Origin of the sequence: Brevundimonas sp., assembly GCF_046293315.1 — a bacterium.
Taxonomy (GTDB): Bacteria; Pseudomonadota; Alphaproteobacteria; order Caulobacterales; family Caulobacteraceae; genus Brevundimonas.
Genome location: NZ_JBKBPF010000005.1, coordinates 165,693 through 183,037, shown reverse-complemented (window position 1 = coordinate 183,037; position 17,345 = coordinate 165,693). Strand labels below are relative to the sequence as shown.

14 protein-coding genes are annotated in these 17,345 nt (G+C 68.7%); 1 reads left to right on the top strand and 13 read right to left on the bottom strand.

Going from position 1 to position 17,345, the window contains the following annotated elements; all coding sequences use genetic code 11:
- Window positions 1–24: 24 nt before the first annotated feature.
- The 7 genes from gspF to ACK4SE_RS06530 all read right to left on the bottom strand — a co-directional run bounded on the left by gspF (window position 25) and on the right by ACK4SE_RS06530 (window position 10,854).
- Entirely contained in the window at window positions 25–1,233 is a 1,209-nt protein-coding gene (gene gspF / locus ACK4SE_RS06560; RefSeq protein WP_409690182.1) for a type II secretion system inner membrane protein GspF, read from the bottom strand.
- Window positions 1,233–2,717: a type II secretion system ATPase GspE gene (gene gspE / locus ACK4SE_RS06555; RefSeq protein WP_409690179.1), complete on the bottom strand. Its 1,485-nt coding sequence runs from the start codon at window positions 2,715–2,717 to the stop codon at window positions 1,233–1,235. The genes gspF and gspE overlap by 1 nt, the downstream gene beginning before the upstream one ends.
- 3 nt (window positions 2,718–2,720) lie before the next feature.
- The gene (gene gspD, locus ACK4SE_RS06550) at window positions 2,721–4,790 is read right to left on the bottom strand and encodes a type II secretion system secretin GspD (RefSeq protein WP_409690176.1); all 2,070 of its coding nucleotides are present in this window, start codon (window positions 4,788–4,790) and stop codon (window positions 2,721–2,723) included.
- The gene (locus tag ACK4SE_RS06545) at window positions 4,787–5,623 is read right to left on the bottom strand and encodes a type II secretion system protein N (protein WP_409690174.1); all 837 of its coding nucleotides are present in this window, start codon (window positions 5,621–5,623) and stop codon (window positions 4,787–4,789) included. The genes gspD and ACK4SE_RS06545 overlap by 4 nt, the downstream gene beginning before the upstream one ends.
- 153 nt (window positions 5,624–5,776) lie before the next feature.
- Window positions 5,777–8,386, bottom strand: a complete 2,610-nt coding sequence (locus ACK4SE_RS06540) for a TonB-dependent receptor domain-containing protein (protein ID WP_409690171.1) — start codon at window positions 8,384–8,386, stop codon at window positions 5,777–5,779.
- A gap of 85 nt (window positions 8,387–8,471) precedes the next feature.
- Complete coding sequence (locus tag ACK4SE_RS06535; protein WP_409690169.1) at window positions 8,472–9,908, bottom strand: hypothetical protein; 1,437 nt, start codon at window positions 9,906–9,908, stop codon at window positions 8,472–8,474.
- Between the two features lie 166 nt (window positions 9,909–10,074).
- Window positions 10,075–10,854: a PDZ domain-containing protein gene (locus tag ACK4SE_RS06530; protein ID WP_409690166.1), complete on the bottom strand. Its 780-nt coding sequence runs from the start codon at window positions 10,852–10,854 to the stop codon at window positions 10,075–10,077.
- A 124-nt stretch (window positions 10,855–10,978) separates the two neighbouring features.
- Between ACK4SE_RS06530 and ACK4SE_RS06525 the strand changes: the two genes are divergently transcribed.
- Window positions 10,979–12,064, top strand: coding sequence for an N-acetyltransferase (locus ACK4SE_RS06525; protein ID WP_409690164.1), 1,086 nt, complete (start codon window positions 10,979–10,981; stop codon window positions 12,062–12,064).
- Window positions 12,065–12,076: 12 nt separating this feature from the next.
- On the opposite strand, the gene mscL is transcribed toward ACK4SE_RS06525, so the two are convergent.
- The 6 genes from mscL to aroA form a co-directional block, all read right to left on the bottom strand.
- Window positions 12,077–12,502, bottom strand: a complete 426-nt coding sequence (mscL, locus tag ACK4SE_RS06520; RefSeq protein ID WP_409690161.1) for a large-conductance mechanosensitive channel protein MscL — start codon at window positions 12,500–12,502, stop codon at window positions 12,077–12,079.
- A gap of 26 nt (window positions 12,503–12,528) precedes the next feature.
- Window positions 12,529–13,005, bottom strand: coding sequence for a GNAT family N-acetyltransferase (locus tag ACK4SE_RS06515; protein WP_409690159.1), 477 nt, complete (start codon window positions 13,003–13,005; stop codon window positions 12,529–12,531).
- 8 nt (window positions 13,006–13,013) lie between these two features.
- A complete protein-coding gene (locus tag ACK4SE_RS06510) occupies window positions 13,014–13,304 on the bottom strand; it encodes an integration host factor subunit beta (RefSeq protein WP_409690156.1) in 291 nt (96 codons plus the stop codon).
- A 206-nt stretch (window positions 13,305–13,510) separates the two neighbouring features.
- Window positions 13,511–15,214 carry a 30S ribosomal protein S1 gene (gene rpsA, locus ACK4SE_RS06505; RefSeq protein ID WP_409690153.1) on the bottom strand — a complete coding sequence of 568 codons (1,704 nt, stop codon included), beginning with the start codon at window positions 15,212–15,214 and terminating at the stop codon, window positions 13,511–13,513.
- 156 nt (window positions 15,215–15,370) lie between these two features.
- Entirely contained in the window at window positions 15,371–16,021 is a 651-nt protein-coding gene (gene cmk / locus ACK4SE_RS06500) for a (d)CMP kinase (protein WP_409690150.1), read from the bottom strand.
- Window positions 16,018–17,340 carry a 3-phosphoshikimate 1-carboxyvinyltransferase gene (gene aroA / locus ACK4SE_RS06495; protein ID WP_409690147.1) on the bottom strand — a complete coding sequence of 441 codons (1,323 nt, stop codon included), beginning with the start codon at window positions 17,338–17,340 and terminating at the stop codon, window positions 16,018–16,020. Before aroA ends, cmk begins: the two co-directional genes overlap by 4 nt.
- Window positions 17,341–17,345 lie beyond the last annotated feature (5 nt).

Genomic DNA, 17,345 nt, shown 5'->3' with positions numbered 1-17,345 from the left:
CAAGATGCATCATGATACGCTCGCTTATCCGAGGGCCAGGGTGTTGATCTGAAGAATGGGCAGCAGGATGGACAGCACGATCACGGCGACGATCCCGCCCATGACCACGATGATGGCCGGCTCCAGCAGGCTCAGCATCACGGCGGTGAAGGTGGCGAACTCGCGCTCCAGATAGTCGGCGGCGCGTTCCAGCATGGGCTCAAGACGGCCGCTGCTTTCGCCCGAGGCGGTCATGTAGACGAGGATGGGCGGAAACACCTCGGCCCTGCGCATGGCGGCCGACAGCCCGCCGCCCTCGCGCACGGACTCGGCCATGGATTCGGTGGCGGCGCGCAGCACCCGGTTGGAGACGGTCCGGGCGGTGATGGTCAGGCCTTCCAGCACCGGCAGCCCTGCGGCGATCATGGTGGACAGGGTCCGGGCCATGCGCGCGCCGTGCAGGTCGCGCATCAGCCGCCCGATAACCGGCAGCTTCAGCATCAGCCCGTCCACCTTGAGGCGGAAGGCGGGCTGGCGCAGGCCTGCCGCGAACAGCACGCCCCCCACGACCAGAACGATCAGCACCAGCCAGCCCCAGTCGGTGATCAGGCTCGAGATCGCGATCACCACCCGGGTCAGCAGGGGCAGGGTCTGGTTCATGCTGGTGAACTGCTCCACCACGCGCGGCACCACAAAGGCCATCAGGGCGGCGATGACGCCGATGGCCACCACCGCCAGGACGATGGGATAGACCAGCGCCGTGATGACCTTGCCGCGCACCTGTTGTTCGCGCTCCAGCAGATCGGCCATGCGCTCCAGAATCGGACCCAGCGCCCCCGAGCTTTCGCCCGCCGACACCATGGCCCGGTACAGGGGCGGAAAGGCCGGGCCCTGACGGCGCATGGCCTCGGACAGGCGGAAGCCTTCCAGCACCCCGGTGTGAACCCCCATCAGCACCCGGCGCACGGCGGGCCGCTCGCTCTGCAGGGCGATGGTGCGCACCGCCTCCTCAACCGGAGAAACGGCCACCAGGGTGGCCAGCTGGCGCGTGGTCAGGGCCAGGGTCTTGGAGCCCAGCCGTCCACCGCCGGACGTCGTTTCCCGGTTCGGACGGGCGGACGAGACGGACACCTCCAGCGGCATCAGGCGGCGACGATCCAGCACATTGCGCGCGGCGGCCTCATCGGGGGCGCTGACCACCCCTTTCAGGGTCCGGCCCTTCGGGTCCACGGCCACATAGTCGAAGGCGGCCATCAGTCCGGATCCTCGACCGACTGTCGGGTGACGCGGATGGATTCCTCCACCGTGGTCACGCCCTCCAGCACCAGCGTCCGGGCGCGGCCCGACAGGCTGGCCTTCCGGCCCAGAGCCTCGACGGTGATGGCCTCCTCGCCCGCTTCCTCGGCGATCAGGCGGCGCACGGCGTCGGTGACGCGGATGGTCTCATAGATGCCGACCCGGCCCTGATAACCGGTCTGGTTGCAGTGGGCGCAGCCGGCGGCGCGCCAGATGGTCTTGCCTTCCTTGATCCCGGCCAGTTTGGCGGTCGCCTTGTCGGCCGGCTCGGGGCGGCGGCAGTCGGGGCACAGGCGCCGCACCAGCCGCTGGGCCACGATCAGGCGCAGGGTCGAGGCCAGCAGGAACGGCTCGATACCCATGTCGCGCAGGCGCGTCACGGCTCCCGCCGCGTCGTTGGTGTGGACCGTGGACAGCACCAGGTGGCCGGTCAGGGCGGCCTGCACCGCGATCTGGGCGGTCTCCACGTCGCGGATCTCGCCCACCATGACCACGTCCGGGTCCTGACGCAGGATGGCGCGCAGGCCCGCCGCAAAGGTCATGCCGACCTTGGTGTTGACCTGGGTCTGTCCGACCCCGTCGATGGCGTACTCCACCGGGTCCTCGACGGTGAGGATGTTGCGGCTGGCGTCGTTCAGAACGGACAGACCGGCGTACAGGCTGGTGGTCTTGCCCGAGCCGGTTGGGCCGGTGACCAGAATGACGCCGTTGGGCTCGGCCAGCGCCTGGCTGAAGGCTTCCAGCGTAGGCTCGTCCATGCCCAGTTCGGCCAGGCTGAGGCCCGCCTGATCCTTGTCCAGGATGCGCAGCACCACCCGCTCGCCGGCCCGCGACGGTAGGGTCGAGACGCGCACGTCCAGGGTCTTGCCGCCCAGGGCCAGGGGGATACGCCCGTCCTGGGGCACGCGCTTCTCGGCGATGTCCAGCCGCGCCATGACCTTGATGCGCGACACCAGCAGCGGGGTGATGCGGCTGTTCAGGCGCAAAGCCTCGTGCAGCACCCCGTCCACCCGCATGCGGATCAGCAGGGCCTGCTCATAGGGCTCGATGTGGATGTCCGAGGCTCCGGAGCGGACGGCCTCGGCGATCACCCCGTTGATCAGGCGGATCACCGGGGCGTCGTCGGTGACGTCCAGCAGGTCGGCCGCGGCGGGCATGTCGTCGATCAGCCCGTCCAGCCCCGAGGGCATGTCGAACTCGCCCGGCTCTCCGCCCGAGAAGGGATCGTCGGCGTAGATTTCCGACAGGCGCCGGTCAAAGCCCGAGGCGGTCAGCCGCTCGATGCGCAGGGGCCGGCCCAGCGCGCGGCGCGCCTCCACCAGCGCCAGGGGATCCGCGCCGTCCCGCACCCCCACCAGCGCCGTCTCGCCCGCGTCCAGCAGAACCACGCCGTGCCGCTTGGCGAAGGCGTAAGGCAGGGTCGGATTGACCAGGGTGATCATGGATCAGCGCCCGGGCGGCGGCAGCGGCGCGCCTTCCACAGGGCCGGGGATCATGCCGGCGGGCGAGATCACGTCGCCCCCCGACACCGGCGCGGCGGGTCGGTAGCCGCCCATGTAGTCGCGGATCAACATGTCCAGAGACGGCTCCACCGTCGGGTCGCGATCGATCTGGCGGTTGCGCATGTAGTCCCAGCGCTCGGCGCCCACGCGGGCGGCGTCGCCGGGGCTGCGGATGATGGTGGGGCGAATGAAGACCATCAGGTTGGTCTGGCCCCGTTCGCGCCGGGTGGACCGGAACAGGCCGCCGATTACGGGAATATCGCCCAGACCCGGCACGCTCTCGACGGAGAGCAGTTCGTTCTGGTCGAGCAGGCCTCCCAGCACCGCGATCTGGCCGTCGTCCACCAGCACGGTGGTCTCGATCTCGCGCTTGTTCAGGACCAGATCGCTGGCGCCGGCGGTCAGCACGCCGTTGATGCTGGAGACCTCCTGGCGCAGAAACAGGGTGATGGCGCCGCCGGCATTGATCTGGGGTCTCACCTCCAGCTTCACACCGATGTCCTGGCGCTGGGTCGTGCGGAAGGGGTTGGTGTTGTTGGAGCCCAGCACCTCGCCGACCACGACCGGCACTTCCTGCCCCACCAGTATGGTGGCTTCCTCGTTGTCCAGGGTCATCAGCGACGGGGTGGACAGCAGGTTCGAACCCTCGTCGCTGCGCACGGCGTTGATGATGGCGCCGAACAGGCCGTCCGAACCGATGCGGCCGCCGCCCATGCCCAGCACGCCGTTGGCGCCCAGCAGGGAGTTCAGCGCCGCCCCGCGCAGATCCTCCAGCAGCGGGTCGTCCTCATCCAGTTCCCGCTCTCCCGCGATGGCGCCGAGGATGGGAAGAATGTTGGGCGAGGTGTTGGAATAGTTGGTGGCGAGCAGGGGGTTGCCGTCCCGGCCCGCCAGCGCCCATTGCACGCCGAGGGCGCGGGCGGCGTCGTCAGAGACCTCTACGACGATGGCCTCCACCAGCACCTGCTGACGGCGGGTGTCCAGCTGGCGGATGACTTCGGACAGCATGCGCTGGGTTTCAGGGGCGGCGGCAATGACGAGGGCGTTGGCGCCTGGGAAGCGGGCGATGTTGGCGCGGGCGCCGGGGGCGGCGGCGGCGGCTGACGGTTCGCCCTCCGCTGAAGCGGTCTGAACGCCCTCCAGCGGCCGCGAGATCTGGCCGGTCATCTGCTGAAGGACGGGCAACAGCTGGGCGGCGTCGGCATGCTCAAGGAACACCACGCGCACGTCGTCGGCGGACTCTGCGCGGCGGTCCAGGTCGTCCACCAGCGGGCGGATGCGGGCCACGGCGGCCGGGTCGCCGCGCAGGACGATGGAGTTGGAGCTCTCCACCGGCACCACGCTGACGAGGCCGGGCGAGCCGCCGCCGGGGGGCGCCAGAACCTCGTTCACCACCCGGGCGATCTCGCGCGCCGAGGAGTTCCGCAGGGTGATCACTTCATAGGCCGAGCGATCCACGTCGATCTGGCTGATCAGGCCGCGGATGCGGCGCAGGTTGTCGGCAAAGTCGGCCACCACCAGGGTGTTGCCGCGCGGATTGGCCAGCACCTGCCCTTGGGCTCCCACCAGCGGGCGCACCACCTCAGCGGCGGAGGCCGCGTCGATGTTGGCGATCTGGAAGACCTCTGTGGCGAACCGTTCGGCGCCTACGGTGGCGGGACCCTGCGCCGCGCCTTCGGCCGGGGACACGCGATAGGCGCCCGATGCGGTGGGCGACACCACCAGGCCGTTGGCGCGCAGGGTGGACAGGAACACCTCGAACAGTTCGGAACGGCTCAGGGCCCGGTCGCTGGTGACGGTCACCGTGCCGGTGACGCGCGGGTCGACGATGAAGGTGTGGCCGGTCGTGCGGGCGATATCCTGGATGAAGGCGCGGATGTCGGCGCCCTGCACGTTCAGGGTCTGGCGCGGGCTGGATTGCGCAAGGGCCGGCGCAGCGGCGCCCAGCGGGCCCGAGGCGCCGATGACGACGGCGGCCACCATGGCCAGGATGCGGTTGGGGCCAGCGGTCATTGGGCGATCCTCAGGGTGGCGGCGCGGACTTCGCCGTCGCGCTCGTAGCGGATGTGGAGAGACTCGGCGCCCGCCAGTCCGGCGGCGACGCGCGGCAGGCTGGAGACGCTGTCCAGCGCCTGGCCGTTGACGGCCTGAATGACATCGCCGGGTAGCAGGCCCGCCTGCGCGGCCGGCCCAGCGCCGGCCGGAGTGATGATGAACCCGGTGATGCGCTCGTTCACCACGTGGGGCGTCAGGGCGCCGGAGCTCAGCAGTTGCATGGGATCGCCGGCGGCCCGGGCGGCCTGGGTCGGCGGCGCGATGACCTGCTGCCCGGAGGGGGGAGGCGGCGCCGGGGCCGCGCCCGCCGGAGCCTCGCTGAACGCCAGGCGGGTGCGCGAGGCGCCGCGCGCCACCACGGCATGGTCGGTTGTGACGCTTTCCAACCTCAGGCCCGACTCGATCTCCTCCCCGACGGCGACGGAGATCTGACGGCCGTCAGCCAGACCAATGATGGCCGACCCGCCGCCAGCGCCGCCGGCGCGCGTTCCGAACAGACGCAGGGCGCCGTTGTTGGCGGCTGTGGCCTCGGCCAGGCTGGACGGCGCGCCGGTGCGGAAAAAGCCGTCGATGCGGCTCAGGACAGAGGTGTCCGATGCGGCGGATGTTCGGGCCGGCGGGACGCCGAAAGGGCCCGCCGGCGTGACGACCATCCACAGGACGGCGGCGGCGGGAATGGCCAGCAGCCCGGACATAACGACCTCGGTCAGGCCCCGGGCGCCCCCCGGAACGGCGAACGCGGCCCCCATGGGGAGCCGCGCCGCGTTGAGCCTGTCGATCAGTTTGAACACGGACGTTCGCCCCCGGGTCTCTTCAACCGCCTGATTAGCGCGGCGAAGGGGCGCAAAGCCCGCTCGGGTCGATGACGCAATGGCGACAATCGTGTGACGATCACCGGGTTCACGGACGATCCGGCGAGGCAGCGAACCGCCCCGCCGGTCGGGTCAGAAGCTGGTGCTCAGGCTGATCGAGCCGGACGTTCCCAGGTCGTACCGGTTGATGTCCACCCGCTCACCCAGTTCCTGGTACTCCTGGTACTCGGTGCCCAGAAGATTGCGCAGTTCCAGTCCGAAGCGGAAGTCGCGTCCGAAGGCTCCGAAGTCGCGGCGATAGACGAAGTCCAGCATGACGCCCGGCTCCTGGATCAGGTCCGGCTCGCCCGGACGGCCGCGGGCCGACGAGCGTTCCGAGGCGTAGTTGACCAGGATGGTCGCCTGGGAGCCGACGATGTCGTCTTCCCAGCCGAACTGCAGGTTGGCCAGATGCTCGGACTGACCCGTCATCCGCACGCCGTCGACGAAGAAGTTCGTCGCCAGCTGCGGCGTGCCGTTGCCGGACAGGGGGAACACCTCGTCGTCCGCTCCGACCCGCAGCTCGGACTGGACATGGGTGTAGTTCGCCTGGACCAGCCAGCGCTTGCCGTCCCAGAAGGCCCCGGTCATGGGGCTGTCGAAATACTTCTTCACGTCCAGTTCAATGCCCCAGAGCTCGGCGCCGGGAGCGTTGAGATAGGTCTGCTGGGTCACGGAGCCGGTGTCGTTGATGACCGATTCCACCGGACGGTCGATGTCCTTGTAGAACAGGCCGACGGTCACATACTGGTCGCGCTGGAAATACCACTCATAGCGTACATCCAGGTTCAGCAGCTCGCTGTCCGTCAGGAACGGATTGCCGATGAACAGGCGGTCGCTGTCCGGATCCAGATACTGCTGGGGCGCCAGTTCGCGGAACTGGGGACGGCCGATGGTCTGCGAGGCGCCGAAGCGGAACTGCATGTCGTCGGCGAAGTTCCAGGTGAGGGTCGCCGCCGGCAGCCAGTAGTCGTTCTCGAGCTGGGTGGGCTGGAACGGAGACGCGCCGCCGAACAGGTCGCGCGAGACGACAGTCTGTTCGGCTTCCTCGTAGCGCACGCCCACCGAGCCGCTGACCAGCGGCAGGATGTCCGCCTCGACCTGGGCATAGGCCGCGTTGACGGTCAGCTCGGCGTCATAGGCCGCCGCGCCGCCGCCGCCGGTGGTTTCCACCAGACGGATCAGGCCGGGACCCTGGTTGAAGTCGGCGAAGAAGAAGTCGACCCGCTGGCGCTGGAACTCGGGCGTCAGGCCCGAGCCCTGGAACGAGAAGATGCGCTGTTCCGCGTCGCGGGTGTTCTCGTAGGTTTCCGCACCGACCGTGAAGGTCATGTCGCGCAGGTTGGACAGGGCCACGGCGTAGCTCAGATCGATGCCGCCGCTGATCACATCGTCGGTCAGTTCGCTGAAGGACGTGGAGTTGCGCTGCCCTTCATGGAAGGCCACGCCGTCATCGTCGATGGAGTAGCGGATGGTTTTCTCGTAGGGCGCATCCCGGGTCGAGCGGGCCCAGGCGCCGCGCCAGTTCACGCCCAGATCGCCGAAGGTGTGTTCACCGGCCAGCTGGGTGTTCAACAGGGTGCGCACATACCAGGCGGTATAGTCGTCACGAACGAGGTTGTTGCCCGGCGCGTCGAAGTCGAAGCCCTGGCGCGAGCGGGTTTCCTTGGTGGTGCGACGGACATAAAGGTTGGTCCACTGGATCAGGTGATCCCCGGTCTCGAAGCTCAGCCCCAGCAGACCGTCCCAGCCGATGTTGTTGTCGGTGGACATGAAGTCGTACTGGCGGGTGGCCGACAGGGTGTCGACGTCGACGCGGCCTTCGCCCTGCACGCCGCTCTGGGTCCGCCACTCGTTGCTGTAGCCCAGCACGCCGATGATGCCGAAGCGGGCGCCGGAGTCCATGTCGAAGGACCGGCCGGCCGAGATGTCGAAGCCAAAGTCGGGCTGGATGGTGTCTTCCATCTGCAGCAGGTTCAGCGGCGCGTTGACGAAGTCCCAGCCGATGCGCTGGATGTCTTCAGCCGTGAAGTTGGCGCCCTGGACCACGCGGTTGCCCGTGGCGAGGGCCGCGCGCAGTTGGCCGGGCAGGTCGCGGGTGCCGTCGTCGAAGCCGGTGAAGTCCGTGCGCGAGCCGTAATAGATCAGGCCGTCCTGAAGGGTCGTCTCGGTGTTGCCGCCCATGCTGACGCCGAAGTTGAAGAACGGCTGGTCAGGGGTGGCGACGGTGTAAAGATCGATGATGCCGCCGCCGAATTCGCCCGGATAGTTGGGCGAATAGGTCTTCTGCACGGCGACGCTGCGCAGGATGGAGGCCGGGAACAGGTCCAGCGGCACGACCCGCTGCAGCGGCTCGGGGCTGGGCAGGGGCGAGCCGTTGAGGCGAGCGGCGGAATAGCGCTCGCCCAGACCGCGGACGTAGACGAAGCGGTTTTCGGCAACGGTCAGGCCCGCGACACGAACCAGGGCGTCGGCGGCGGTGGAGTCGCCGGTGCGCTGCAGGTCCTCGGCCGTGACGAAGGCCGAGATCTCGGAGGTGGCCCTCATGGGCTCGGGGATGTAGCGGCCCAGCACGACGATCTCTTCGACCGAGGTGACGTCGGGCTGTTCGGTTTCGACGGACTGGGACAGCGCGACGTGCGGCGCGGCCAGGGCCGTTGTGGCGAGCAGAAGCCCGCTCAGGGTGTGGATGATGCGGGTCATGGTCTTCTTGCGCCTTTGAGATGTCGACGAAACGGGAATGAGCGGCGGCCTGTGAAAGGCCGCCGCTCGTCTCCTTGTGCTCGGATCAGCAGACCGAGCCGGTCTCCAGGCCGCAGGTCCAGCCCCGCCACCAGTTGTCGTTGCTGTCGCGGACAGCGCCGATGTAGTCGACGTTCTGCAGGAAGGCGCTGACCGAGTTGACCGGCGTGGCGGTCACACCGTTCTCGTTCGCGCCGTTGACGAAACCGTTCAGCGTCGAGGTTCCGTTGGCCGTGTTGTTCGACCCCGCGTTGAAGATGGCGGCGGCTTCGGCGGCCGTGACGTTGGTGTCGTCGCGGAAGGCGATCGGGCAGCTGAAGTGGACCGAGTTGAAGGTCGGCCCGTTGGCCACCGTGGCGGCGTCGTCGATGTCCAGGCAGGCGGCCGACCCGGTGATGACCGAGTTGTACATCCGCATGGAATGGCCGGTGTTCAGGATGATCGCGTCGCCGCCATTGGGGCGGCCGATGGCGGTCACGTTCGAGATGTACGGGCGGGTGAACAGGGCCTGGTTGCCGGCCGAGGAGGATTCGAACATACGGTCGCCGCCCGCGGACCGTTGACGGATGATCATGAACTGGGCCGAGCCGCGATAGCCGGTGTCGGTGTCGAAGCTGTCGTCATCGTTGCCGGTCAGCACGATGTAACGCAGGTTCACCGTGCCGCCGAACGGCTCGATGCCGTCGTCGGAGGAGTTGTGGACCTGGATGTACTCCATGGTGGTGCCGCTGCCGACGCCGGCCAGGGTGATGCCGTTCAGCTCGTTGCCGGGCAGGATTTCGAAGCCCGGGAACTGAACGCGCACATAACGCAGGCGGCCCGAGTTGTCGGCTACGGTGTTGCCGCCGTAGAAGGCGCTGGTGCCTTCCACCTGGGCCTCACAGGCCAGGTTCGGCGGGGTCACGCCGCCGGGGCAGGCGGCGATGGGCGCGCGGCCCAGGATGACCAGGCCGCCCCACTGTCCGATGGAGTCCGGACCGGACGTGCCTTCGACGTTCTGGCGGCTGGTGAAGATGATCGGCGCCGTGGCGGTGCCCTCGGCGAAGATCTGCGAGCCGCGGTTGACGACGATGAAGTCAGCGCCGCTGGAGCCGAAGATGGTCACGCCCGCCTCGATGGTCAGGGTGCCGTCCTGGGCGCCGGCGATCGGCGCGGCCGGGTTGGCGCCCTGGTCGTCGCCCACGTCCGTACGGCCGCCCAGCGAGTAGATGGTGCCCGTGCGCAGCGGCACCACCAGGTTGCCGACGACCTTCGCGGGGAGCTGGCAGTTGCGCAGGTTATTGATGATGCCGACGTTGTCGAAGCCGGCCGGGCAGTCCGCAGCGGCTCCACCGCCGCCGCCGCCGCCGCCACCGCCGCCGCCACCGCCGCTTCCGCCGCCGCCGAAGCCGCCTTCACCGGGCGAGGCCACTTCGGCCGAGCCGCAGGAGGCCAGGGCGAGCGCAGCAGCGCCGGCCATCAGGATCTTGTAGGTACGTGACATGGGAGTCCCCTCGTTGCGCGAAAAGCAGGACCCGCCGCGCACCATGCCGACGCCCCCGCAACTCGGGAGACGGGATTAGACGCTCTTTGCAATGATCGGATGACAGTAATTTCGCCGTATTTGCTAAACATCCGACGACGGAGCAATATTTATGTTTGTGATATACTTATTGCGGGGTGTATCGACTTGAAAACACCGCGCCATTTCGCCTGTATTCGAGGTCGACTGCGTGACCCGCGGCGATATCGGCGGCCAGTTCCTCCATTCGCTCGGCGCGATCAAAGGGCGTGCCGTTGATGCGCACGATCACATCGCCCGGCCTCAGTCCCGCAGCCGCCAGAACGCCGCCGTCCGTTCCCGGCCTCCACACATAGCCGTCGGCGCCGTTGTCAGAGACCGGCCGCAGAGCCGTGGCGTAGGTGGCGGTCTCGGCCCCGCCCGATCCCGCACCGCTCTGGCCGGCTGCGACCTGTCCCGTTGCGGCCATGGCGGCCGGCGCCGGCCCGGGGCCAGGCGCGGGCGGCGCCGCCGGGAAGTCGAGTCGTGTCCGGGCCCGGCCGTGGGCCAGCACCACATGGTCGGACGCCACCGCAGCCAGGACGACGCCCTCGCTGACGATCTCGCCGACGCGGACGGCCTTGTGAACGCCGTCCGGCCCGGCCACGATCGCACCGGCCTGTGCGCCTGAACGCACGGCGTAGAGGGTGTGCGGCGTCAGGACCGGGCCATCGCCCGAACTCTTGAAAAAGGGATCGTCGCCGGGAGGGGCGTTCACTCCTCGATGCGCGTTGACCGTCAGGGCCGCCGCCTCCGTCCGCCCTTGCGCCGGTCCGTCGAGCGCCCAGACCCAGAGCACGGGCTGCAACGCCAGAAGCGCGGCCAGCACGACCTCGGTCATGGCCTGCGCCCGGCTGGCGGGCCGACGAAACAGGGACGCGGCGAACATGTCCGTCAGCCTAGTCCGGGATCATGACAGTCATGCGTACACGGACGGCCACAGCCCCGGATCGGTGGTCATCATATCAAAAGCTTTGCCCCCGATGCTGCCGCAAGAGTCTTGCCGGTCCTTCATGTCGCTGAACATCCGCCCCTTCATGCCCGCCGACGCCCCCGTCGTCGACGCCCTGCACAGCGCGGTGGACTGGCCCGCGCGCTCTGCTGAGGGCTGGCGCTGGCTAGCCGCCAATCCGGCGCGGCCGGACGACTTTCCCATCGGCTGGCTGGCGGAGGATGAAGCGGGGCGCGCCGCCTTCGTGGGCCAGTTTCCGCAGCGTTTCTGGATCGGGGCTCAGCCCGTCCTGGGTGTCACCGGCTATTCCATCATCGTGCCGCCCGACCTCAGAGGCGCTGCGGGGCCCCTCATCCGCAGGATCATGAACCGGGAGGACGCCGCCCTGTTCTATACCCTCAACGCCAACGCCCTGTCGGCCCCGCTCTACCGGCGGCATGGCCTTGAGCCTTACCCGCAGGCCACCCATGGGCTGAAACTGGCATGGATGATCGACCCGGTCGCCGCGGGCGTGGCTGGCGTCGTGCGGCGCCTGACGCCGCATCTCAGCGGCAGGCCCGGTCCCGAACGTCTGATGAACCGTCGCCTCGGCCGAAGCCCGGCGCTGCGCTTGCCGCCGCAGGTGACGCCGCTCGACCGGTTCGATGAAGACTGGGATCTGTTCTGGTCCCGGCTCAGGTCCGAAGGCCGCGTGCTTGCCGACCGGAGCGCCGAAACCCTGCGCTGGCGGCTGAGCGAGCCGGACGGAACGCTGCCGCCCATCCGGCTGGTCTACCGCCGGGACGGCGCGGTTACGGGTTGGCTGTTAGCCCAGATGGCGAAGATGAGCCGCCTTGAGCCGCCGCTGCTCGACATCATCGACCTGGTCGCCCTGCGGGATGAGCCCGACGCGGCGGCTGTACTGACCAGCGCCCTGATCGCCAATGCGGGGCGACTGGGCGCAGCCAAGGTGCGGCTTCAGGTGGTCTCGCCGGACCTGCTCGAGGCGCTCGGGCCGCTGGTGCGTCGGGCCCGCCGCGAGGGCGGCTGGGGACATGCTCACGCGCGCTTCGACGCCCAACATGCCGCGCGGTTGCGGGCGGGCTGGTCGCCAACGCCGTTCGACGGCGACTACAGCTTCTGCCTGCGACCGGTCCCGAAAGCCTGAACCGGGTCCGGGTCAGGCGCCGGGTCGGGCTTTCAGTTCGTCGCGGATCTCGGCCAGCAGCGCCTCGGTGGGGGTGGGCGCCGGCGGCGTCGCGGGCGTCGGCTCGGCCGCCTGCTTGCGCCGCATGGCGTTGATCCCTTTCACCAGCATGAAGACCGCGAAGGCCACGATCACGAACTGCACGATGGTGTTGATGAAGGCCCCGTACAGGATGGATACTTCCTCGATCGCCTCGGTGGCCGGGTTCTCCGGGACCAGAACCCACTTCAGCTCGGCGAAGTCGACGCCGCCGAACAGAAGGCCGATTGGCGGCATGATCACCCCGTTGACCAGGGCCTGGACGATGCCGTTGAAGGCCGCCCCGATGATGATGCCGACGGCCAGGTCCACCACATTGCCGCGAACGGCGAACTCGCGGAATTCCTTGAAAAGGCCCATGCCTTGCTCCTGCTTGCGACGCGGCCTCAGTCGGGCGTCAGGTCGAGATGTAGAAATTGGTTGAAGTCGGTCGCTTCATAGCCGGCGAAAGCCGCGCCGTGTCGAAACCCGCGACGGCGGTACAGGTTCAACGCCGGTTCGAACGCCTCGCCCGAGCCGGTTTCCAGGCTCACCCGGACGCATCCCGCTTGTCTGGCCTCGGCGATCAGATGTTCCAGCATGGCCCGCGCGGCGCCGCGTCCGAGATGATCCGGATGGGTGCGCATGGACTTGATTTCGCCGACGCCGTCCGCGCTGGTCTTGAGCGCACCCATGGCCAGCAGGGTCTCGCCGTCCCAGAGGACGAACAGCGTGACACCTGCCGTCTGGAGCCCGGACGGATCCAGGGCATGCACGCTGTCAGGCGGCGACCATCGACGCATGGCCTCCAGGTGAAGCCCCAACAGATCAAGCAGCCGGGGATCTTCGAAATCGGCCGGGGCGATGCGCCAGCGGCTGTCCATGGAGATATTCAGGCGTCGCCCGAGGCGTTGAGCCGCTCGCGGAGCTCCTTGCCGCTCTTGAAGAAGGGCACGGACTTGGCGGGCACCTCGACGGTCTCGCCGGTGCGGGGGTTGCGTCCGGCGCGCGCGGGGCGTGACCGCACGGAAAAAGCGCCGAAGCCGCGGAGCTCCACGCGCCCGCCGATGCTCATGGCGCCGATCATGCGGTCCAGCACGATGTTCACCACCCGCTCGACCTCGGCGTGGGTGAGGTGCGTGTTCTCGGCGGCCAGCTTTTCGATGAGCTGCGACTTGATCATCAGTGATCGGCCCCCGCCGTGAGAGTGCGCCAGGCCGCGCCGGCACAGGTCCGGGCGACGTCCAAGAGATGACCTTAGCCACCGTTGGCCCTGCGAATAAAGCCCCACTCGCGATTCAGTCGCGAATTCGTCCTTAATCTTCAAAGGGCGCGAAAAAGGCGGCCGGGTCGCCCCGGCCGCCTGATCCGTCTTCGAAAGGAGGAAACCTACTCCTTGGAACCGGCCTTCTCGCGCAGGGCGGCACCCAGAATGTCGCCCAGCGAAGCGCCGGAGTCCGAGGACCCGAACTGATCGATGGCTTCCTTCTCGTCCTTCATTTCCAGCGCCTTGATCGACACTGAGACGCGGCGGGTGGCCTTGTCCACGGAGGTGATCATGGCGTCGGCGCGGTCACCCACGGCGTAGCGCTCGGGGCGCTGCTCGGCGCGGTCGCGCGACAGGTCAGACTTGCGGATGAAGGCCGAAACCGGGGTGTCGTCCTCGCCGAACTTGACCTCGATGCCGCCGCTCTCGATCGCCGTCACGGTGACGGTGATCTGCTGACCCTTGCGGTAGGTGTCGCCTTCCATGGGGTCGCCGCCCAGCTGCTTGACGCCCAGGGAGACGCGCTCCTTCTCGATGTCCACGTCCAGCACCTTGGCCTTGATGGTCTCGCCCTTGTGGTAGCGCTGGATGGCTTCCTCGCCGGAGACGTTCCAGTCCAGGTCGGACAGGTGCACCATGCCGTCGATGTCGTTGTCCAGACCCACGAACAGGCCGAACTCGGTGGCGTTCTTGACTTCGCCCTCGACGGTCGAGCCGATCGGGTGGGCCTCGACGAAGGCCTCCCACGGGTTGTTCTGGGCTTGCTTCAGGCCCAGCGAGATGCGGCGCTTGGCGCTGTCCACGTCCAGCACGACCACGTCCACTTCCTGCGAGGTGGAGACGATCTTGCCCGGATGGACGTTCTTCTTGGTCCAGGACATTTCCGAGACGTGCACCAGGCCCTCGACGCCGGCTTCCAGCTCCACGAAGGCGCCGTAGTCGGTGATGTTGGTGATGCGGCCCGTCATCTTGGCGCCGGCCGGGTACTTGGCCTCGACGCCTTCCCACGGATCGGCCTGCAGCTGCTTCATGCCGAGGCTGATGCGCTGGGTGTCCGGGTTGATCTTGATGATCTGCACCTTGACCGTGTCGCCGACAGCCAGGACCTGCGACGGGTGGGACACGCGCTTCCAGCTCATGTCGGTGACGTGCAGCAGGCCGTCGATGCCGCCCAGATCCACGAACGCGCCGTAGTCGGTGATGTTCTTGACCACGCCGTCGCGGACTTCGCCCTCGGCCAGCTGGCCGACCAGCTCGGTGCGCTGCTCGGCGCGGGCCTCTTCCAGGATGGCGCGACGCGACACGACGATGTTGCCGCGCGGACGGTCCATCTTGAGGATCGCGAAGGGCTGTTCCTTGCCCATCAGCGGGCCGACGTCGCGCACGGGACGGATGTCCACCTGCGAACCGGGCAGGAACGCCGAGGCGCCGCCCAGATCGACGGTGAAGCCGCCCTTCACGCGGCCGACGATGGCGCCCATGACCGGCTGCTCATCGGCGAACACGCCTTCCAGACGGGTCCATGCCTCCTCGCGGCGGGCCTTGTCGCGGCTGATGACCGCTTCGCCCAGCGCGTTCTCGACGCGCTCCAGATAGACCTCGACGTTGTCGCCCACCTTGGGCAGGGCGGCGCCGTCGCCCTGACCGAACTCGCGCATGGCGATGCGGCCTTCGGTCTTCAGGCCGACATCGACGATGACGATGTCCTTTTCGATGCCGACGACGCGGCCATGGACGACCTGGCCTTCGCCGAGGTCACGGCCGGAAAGCTGTTCGTCCAGAAGGGCGGCGAAATCGTCGCGGGTAGGGGTGAGTGTATCGGTCATAGGGTTGATGTTGTTTCTAACGAGGTTGGCGCGCGAACGGAGTCCGCGCGGCGGTTGAACGGAGATGTCAGGCAGTGGCGATGCGGGCGGCATGAAAACCGGCCTGAACGCCCGCGGCTCGTCGAGGGATGGTGCGTTGGATTTGTCCGCGGGCTTCTAGAACCCGTGCCGGACGCGCGCCGCCTCGACGACGCGGCGGGCCGCATCGAAGGCGGTCTCTATATCCATTTCGGTGGTGTCCAGCAAGGCCGCGTCTTCGGCCATGACCATGGGGGCCGCCCCGCGCCCGGCGTCACGCTCGTCGCGGCGAATGATGTCGGCCAGCATCTCGTCGAAGGCGATGGCCTCGCCGCGCCCGGTCAACTGCAGCCAGCGGCGATGCGCACGCGTCTCCGGCCTTGCTGTCACGAACAGCTTCACCGGCGCGTCCGGCGCGATCACCGTGCCGATATCGCGCCCGTCCAGGACCGCGCCGCCCGCCTGCCGGGCGAAGTCCTGCTGCAACTTCAACAGCGCCGCGCGCACCCCGGGGTGGGACGCCACCCGGCTGGCCGCCTCGCCCGCGCCCCGGCTGGTGAGGGTGATTTCGTCGATCAGGTCCCCCGGCGTGACGGTTTCGGCCGCGCGCGTGGCGGCAACGGCGTCGCCCAGATCGCCGCCCGCCGCCAGAACCTTCAGCCCGGCAGCCCGATACAACAGCCCCGTGTCCAGGTGCGGCAGGCCGTAATGGGCCGCCAGACGCGAGGCGATGGAGCCCTTGCCGGAGGCGGCCGGGCCGTCGACAGCGATGATGAGGGAGCGGATCATCCCGGCTCGATAGAGGCCCCCAGCCCCTGCATCAACTGCACGAACCCCGGAAAGCTCGTGGCGATCATGCCGGGATCATCCACCGCGACGGGCTCTTCGCTGTTCAGCCCCAGCACCAGATGGCTCATGGCGATGCGGTGGTCGTGGGCTGTGCGCACTGTGGCGCCGCCGGCAACGCGAGCGCCTCCCGTGACGATGAAGCCCTCCGGCTCCTCCTCCACCTTGACCCCGCACGCGGCCAGGCCGGTCGCCATGAGCGAAATGCGATCGCTTTCCTTGACCCGCATCTCGCCGACGCCGCGCATCACCGTCGCGCCGACCGCATAGGCGGCGGTGGCGGCCAGGATGGGGTACTCGTCGATCATGGAGGCGGCCCGCTCCGGCGGGACGATGATCCCCTTCAGCGCCGAATGTCGCGCGGTGACGTCGCCGACCTCCTCGCCGCCGGCCATGCGCCGGTTGGCGATGGTCAAATCTGCGCCCATCTCGATCCAGCTCTGGAACAGGCCCGTGCGCAGGGGATTCAGCATCACCCCCTCCACCGTCACAACCGATCCCGGGACGATCAGTCCCGCCGCCAGCGGGAATGCGGCCGAGGACGGATCGCCCGGCACCGCCACATGGGTTCCGGTCAGACGCTGCCCGCCGGAAAGATGCGCCACCCGGCCTTCCCCGGTCTCCGAGACCTCTACGGTCACGCCGAAGGCGCGCAGCATGCGCTCGGTGTGGTCGCGGCTGGGCTCCGGCTCGATGACCGTCGTCTCGCCCGCCGCGTTCAGTCCCGCCAGCAGGATAGCCGACTTGACCTGGGCCGAAGCCACGGCCTGGCGATAGACCATGCCTTTCAGGCCGCCGCCGTGCAGCGTCAGGGGCAGCCGGTCCTCGGTCCCGCCCCAGTTGAAGCGCGCGCCCATGTCCGACAGGGGCGCGGTCACCCGCTTCATGGGGCGCTTTCTCAGCGAGGCGTCGCCGTCGAAGGTGATGGAAAGATCGAACCCGGCCGCCGCGCCCATCAACAGGCGGACCCCGGTGCCGGCGTTGCCGCAGTCGATGACTCCCGACGGTGTCCGGTAGCCGCCACGACCCTCGACCCGCCAGGCGCCGTCGCCCGTCCGCTGGACGACGGCGCCGAACGCCTGGACGGCGCGGGCCGTGGCGAGGATGTCCTCGCCCTCCAGAAGGCCTTCAATCGTGGTTTCGCCATGGGCCAGCCCGCCCAGCATCAGGGCCCGGTGGGACATGGACTTGTCGCCCGGCGCACGCACGGCGCCGGCCAGCGCGCGCGAGCGGCGCGAGGTCAGGATTTCAGAGAATGTCACCCGCG

Excerpts from the sequence above, each read along its gene's own strand:
- ACK4SE_RS06530 (WP_409690166.1), bottom strand. The coding sequence starts at position 10,854 with ATGTTCGCCGCGTCCCTGTTTCGTCGGCCCGCCAGCCGGGCGCAGGCC.
- gspD (WP_409690176.1), bottom strand. The coding sequence starts at position 4,790 with ATGACCGCTGGCCCCAACCGCATCCTGGCCATGGTGGCCGCCGTCGTC.
- ACK4SE_RS06535 (WP_409690169.1), bottom strand. The coding sequence starts at position 9,908 with ATGTCACGTACCTACAAGATCCTGATGGCCGGCGCTGCTGCGCTCGCC.
- mscL (WP_409690161.1), bottom strand. The coding sequence starts at position 12,502 with ATGGGCCTTTTCAAGGAATTCCGCGAGTTCGCCGTTCGCGGCAATGTG.
- ACK4SE_RS06510 (WP_409690156.1), bottom strand. The coding sequence starts at position 13,304 with ATGATCAAGTCGCAGCTCATCGAAAAGCTGGCCGCCGAGAACACGCAC.
- gspE (WP_409690179.1), bottom strand. The coding sequence starts at position 2,717 with ATGATCACCCTGGTCAATCCGACCCTGCCTTACGCCTTCGCCAAGCGG.
- ACK4SE_RS06525 (WP_409690164.1), top strand. The coding sequence starts at position 10,979 with ATGTCGCTGAACATCCGCCCCTTCATGCCCGCCGACGCCCCCGTCGTC.
- gspF (WP_409690182.1), bottom strand. The coding sequence starts at position 1,233 with ATGGCCGCCTTCGACTATGTGGCCGTGGACCCGAAGGGCCGGACCCTG.
- ACK4SE_RS06515 (WP_409690159.1), bottom strand. The coding sequence starts at position 13,005 with ATGGACAGCCGCTGGCGCATCGCCCCGGCCGATTTCGAAGATCCCCGG.
- rpsA (WP_409690153.1), bottom strand. The coding sequence starts at position 15,214 with ATGACCGATACACTCACCCCTACCCGCGACGATTTCGCCGCCCTTCTG.
- ACK4SE_RS06540 (WP_409690171.1), bottom strand. The coding sequence starts at position 8,386 with ATGACCCGCATCATCCACACCCTGAGCGGGCTTCTGCTCGCCACAACG.
- cmk (WP_409690150.1), bottom strand. The coding sequence starts at position 16,021 with ATGATCCGCTCCCTCATCATCGCTGTCGACGGCCCGGCCGCCTCCGGC.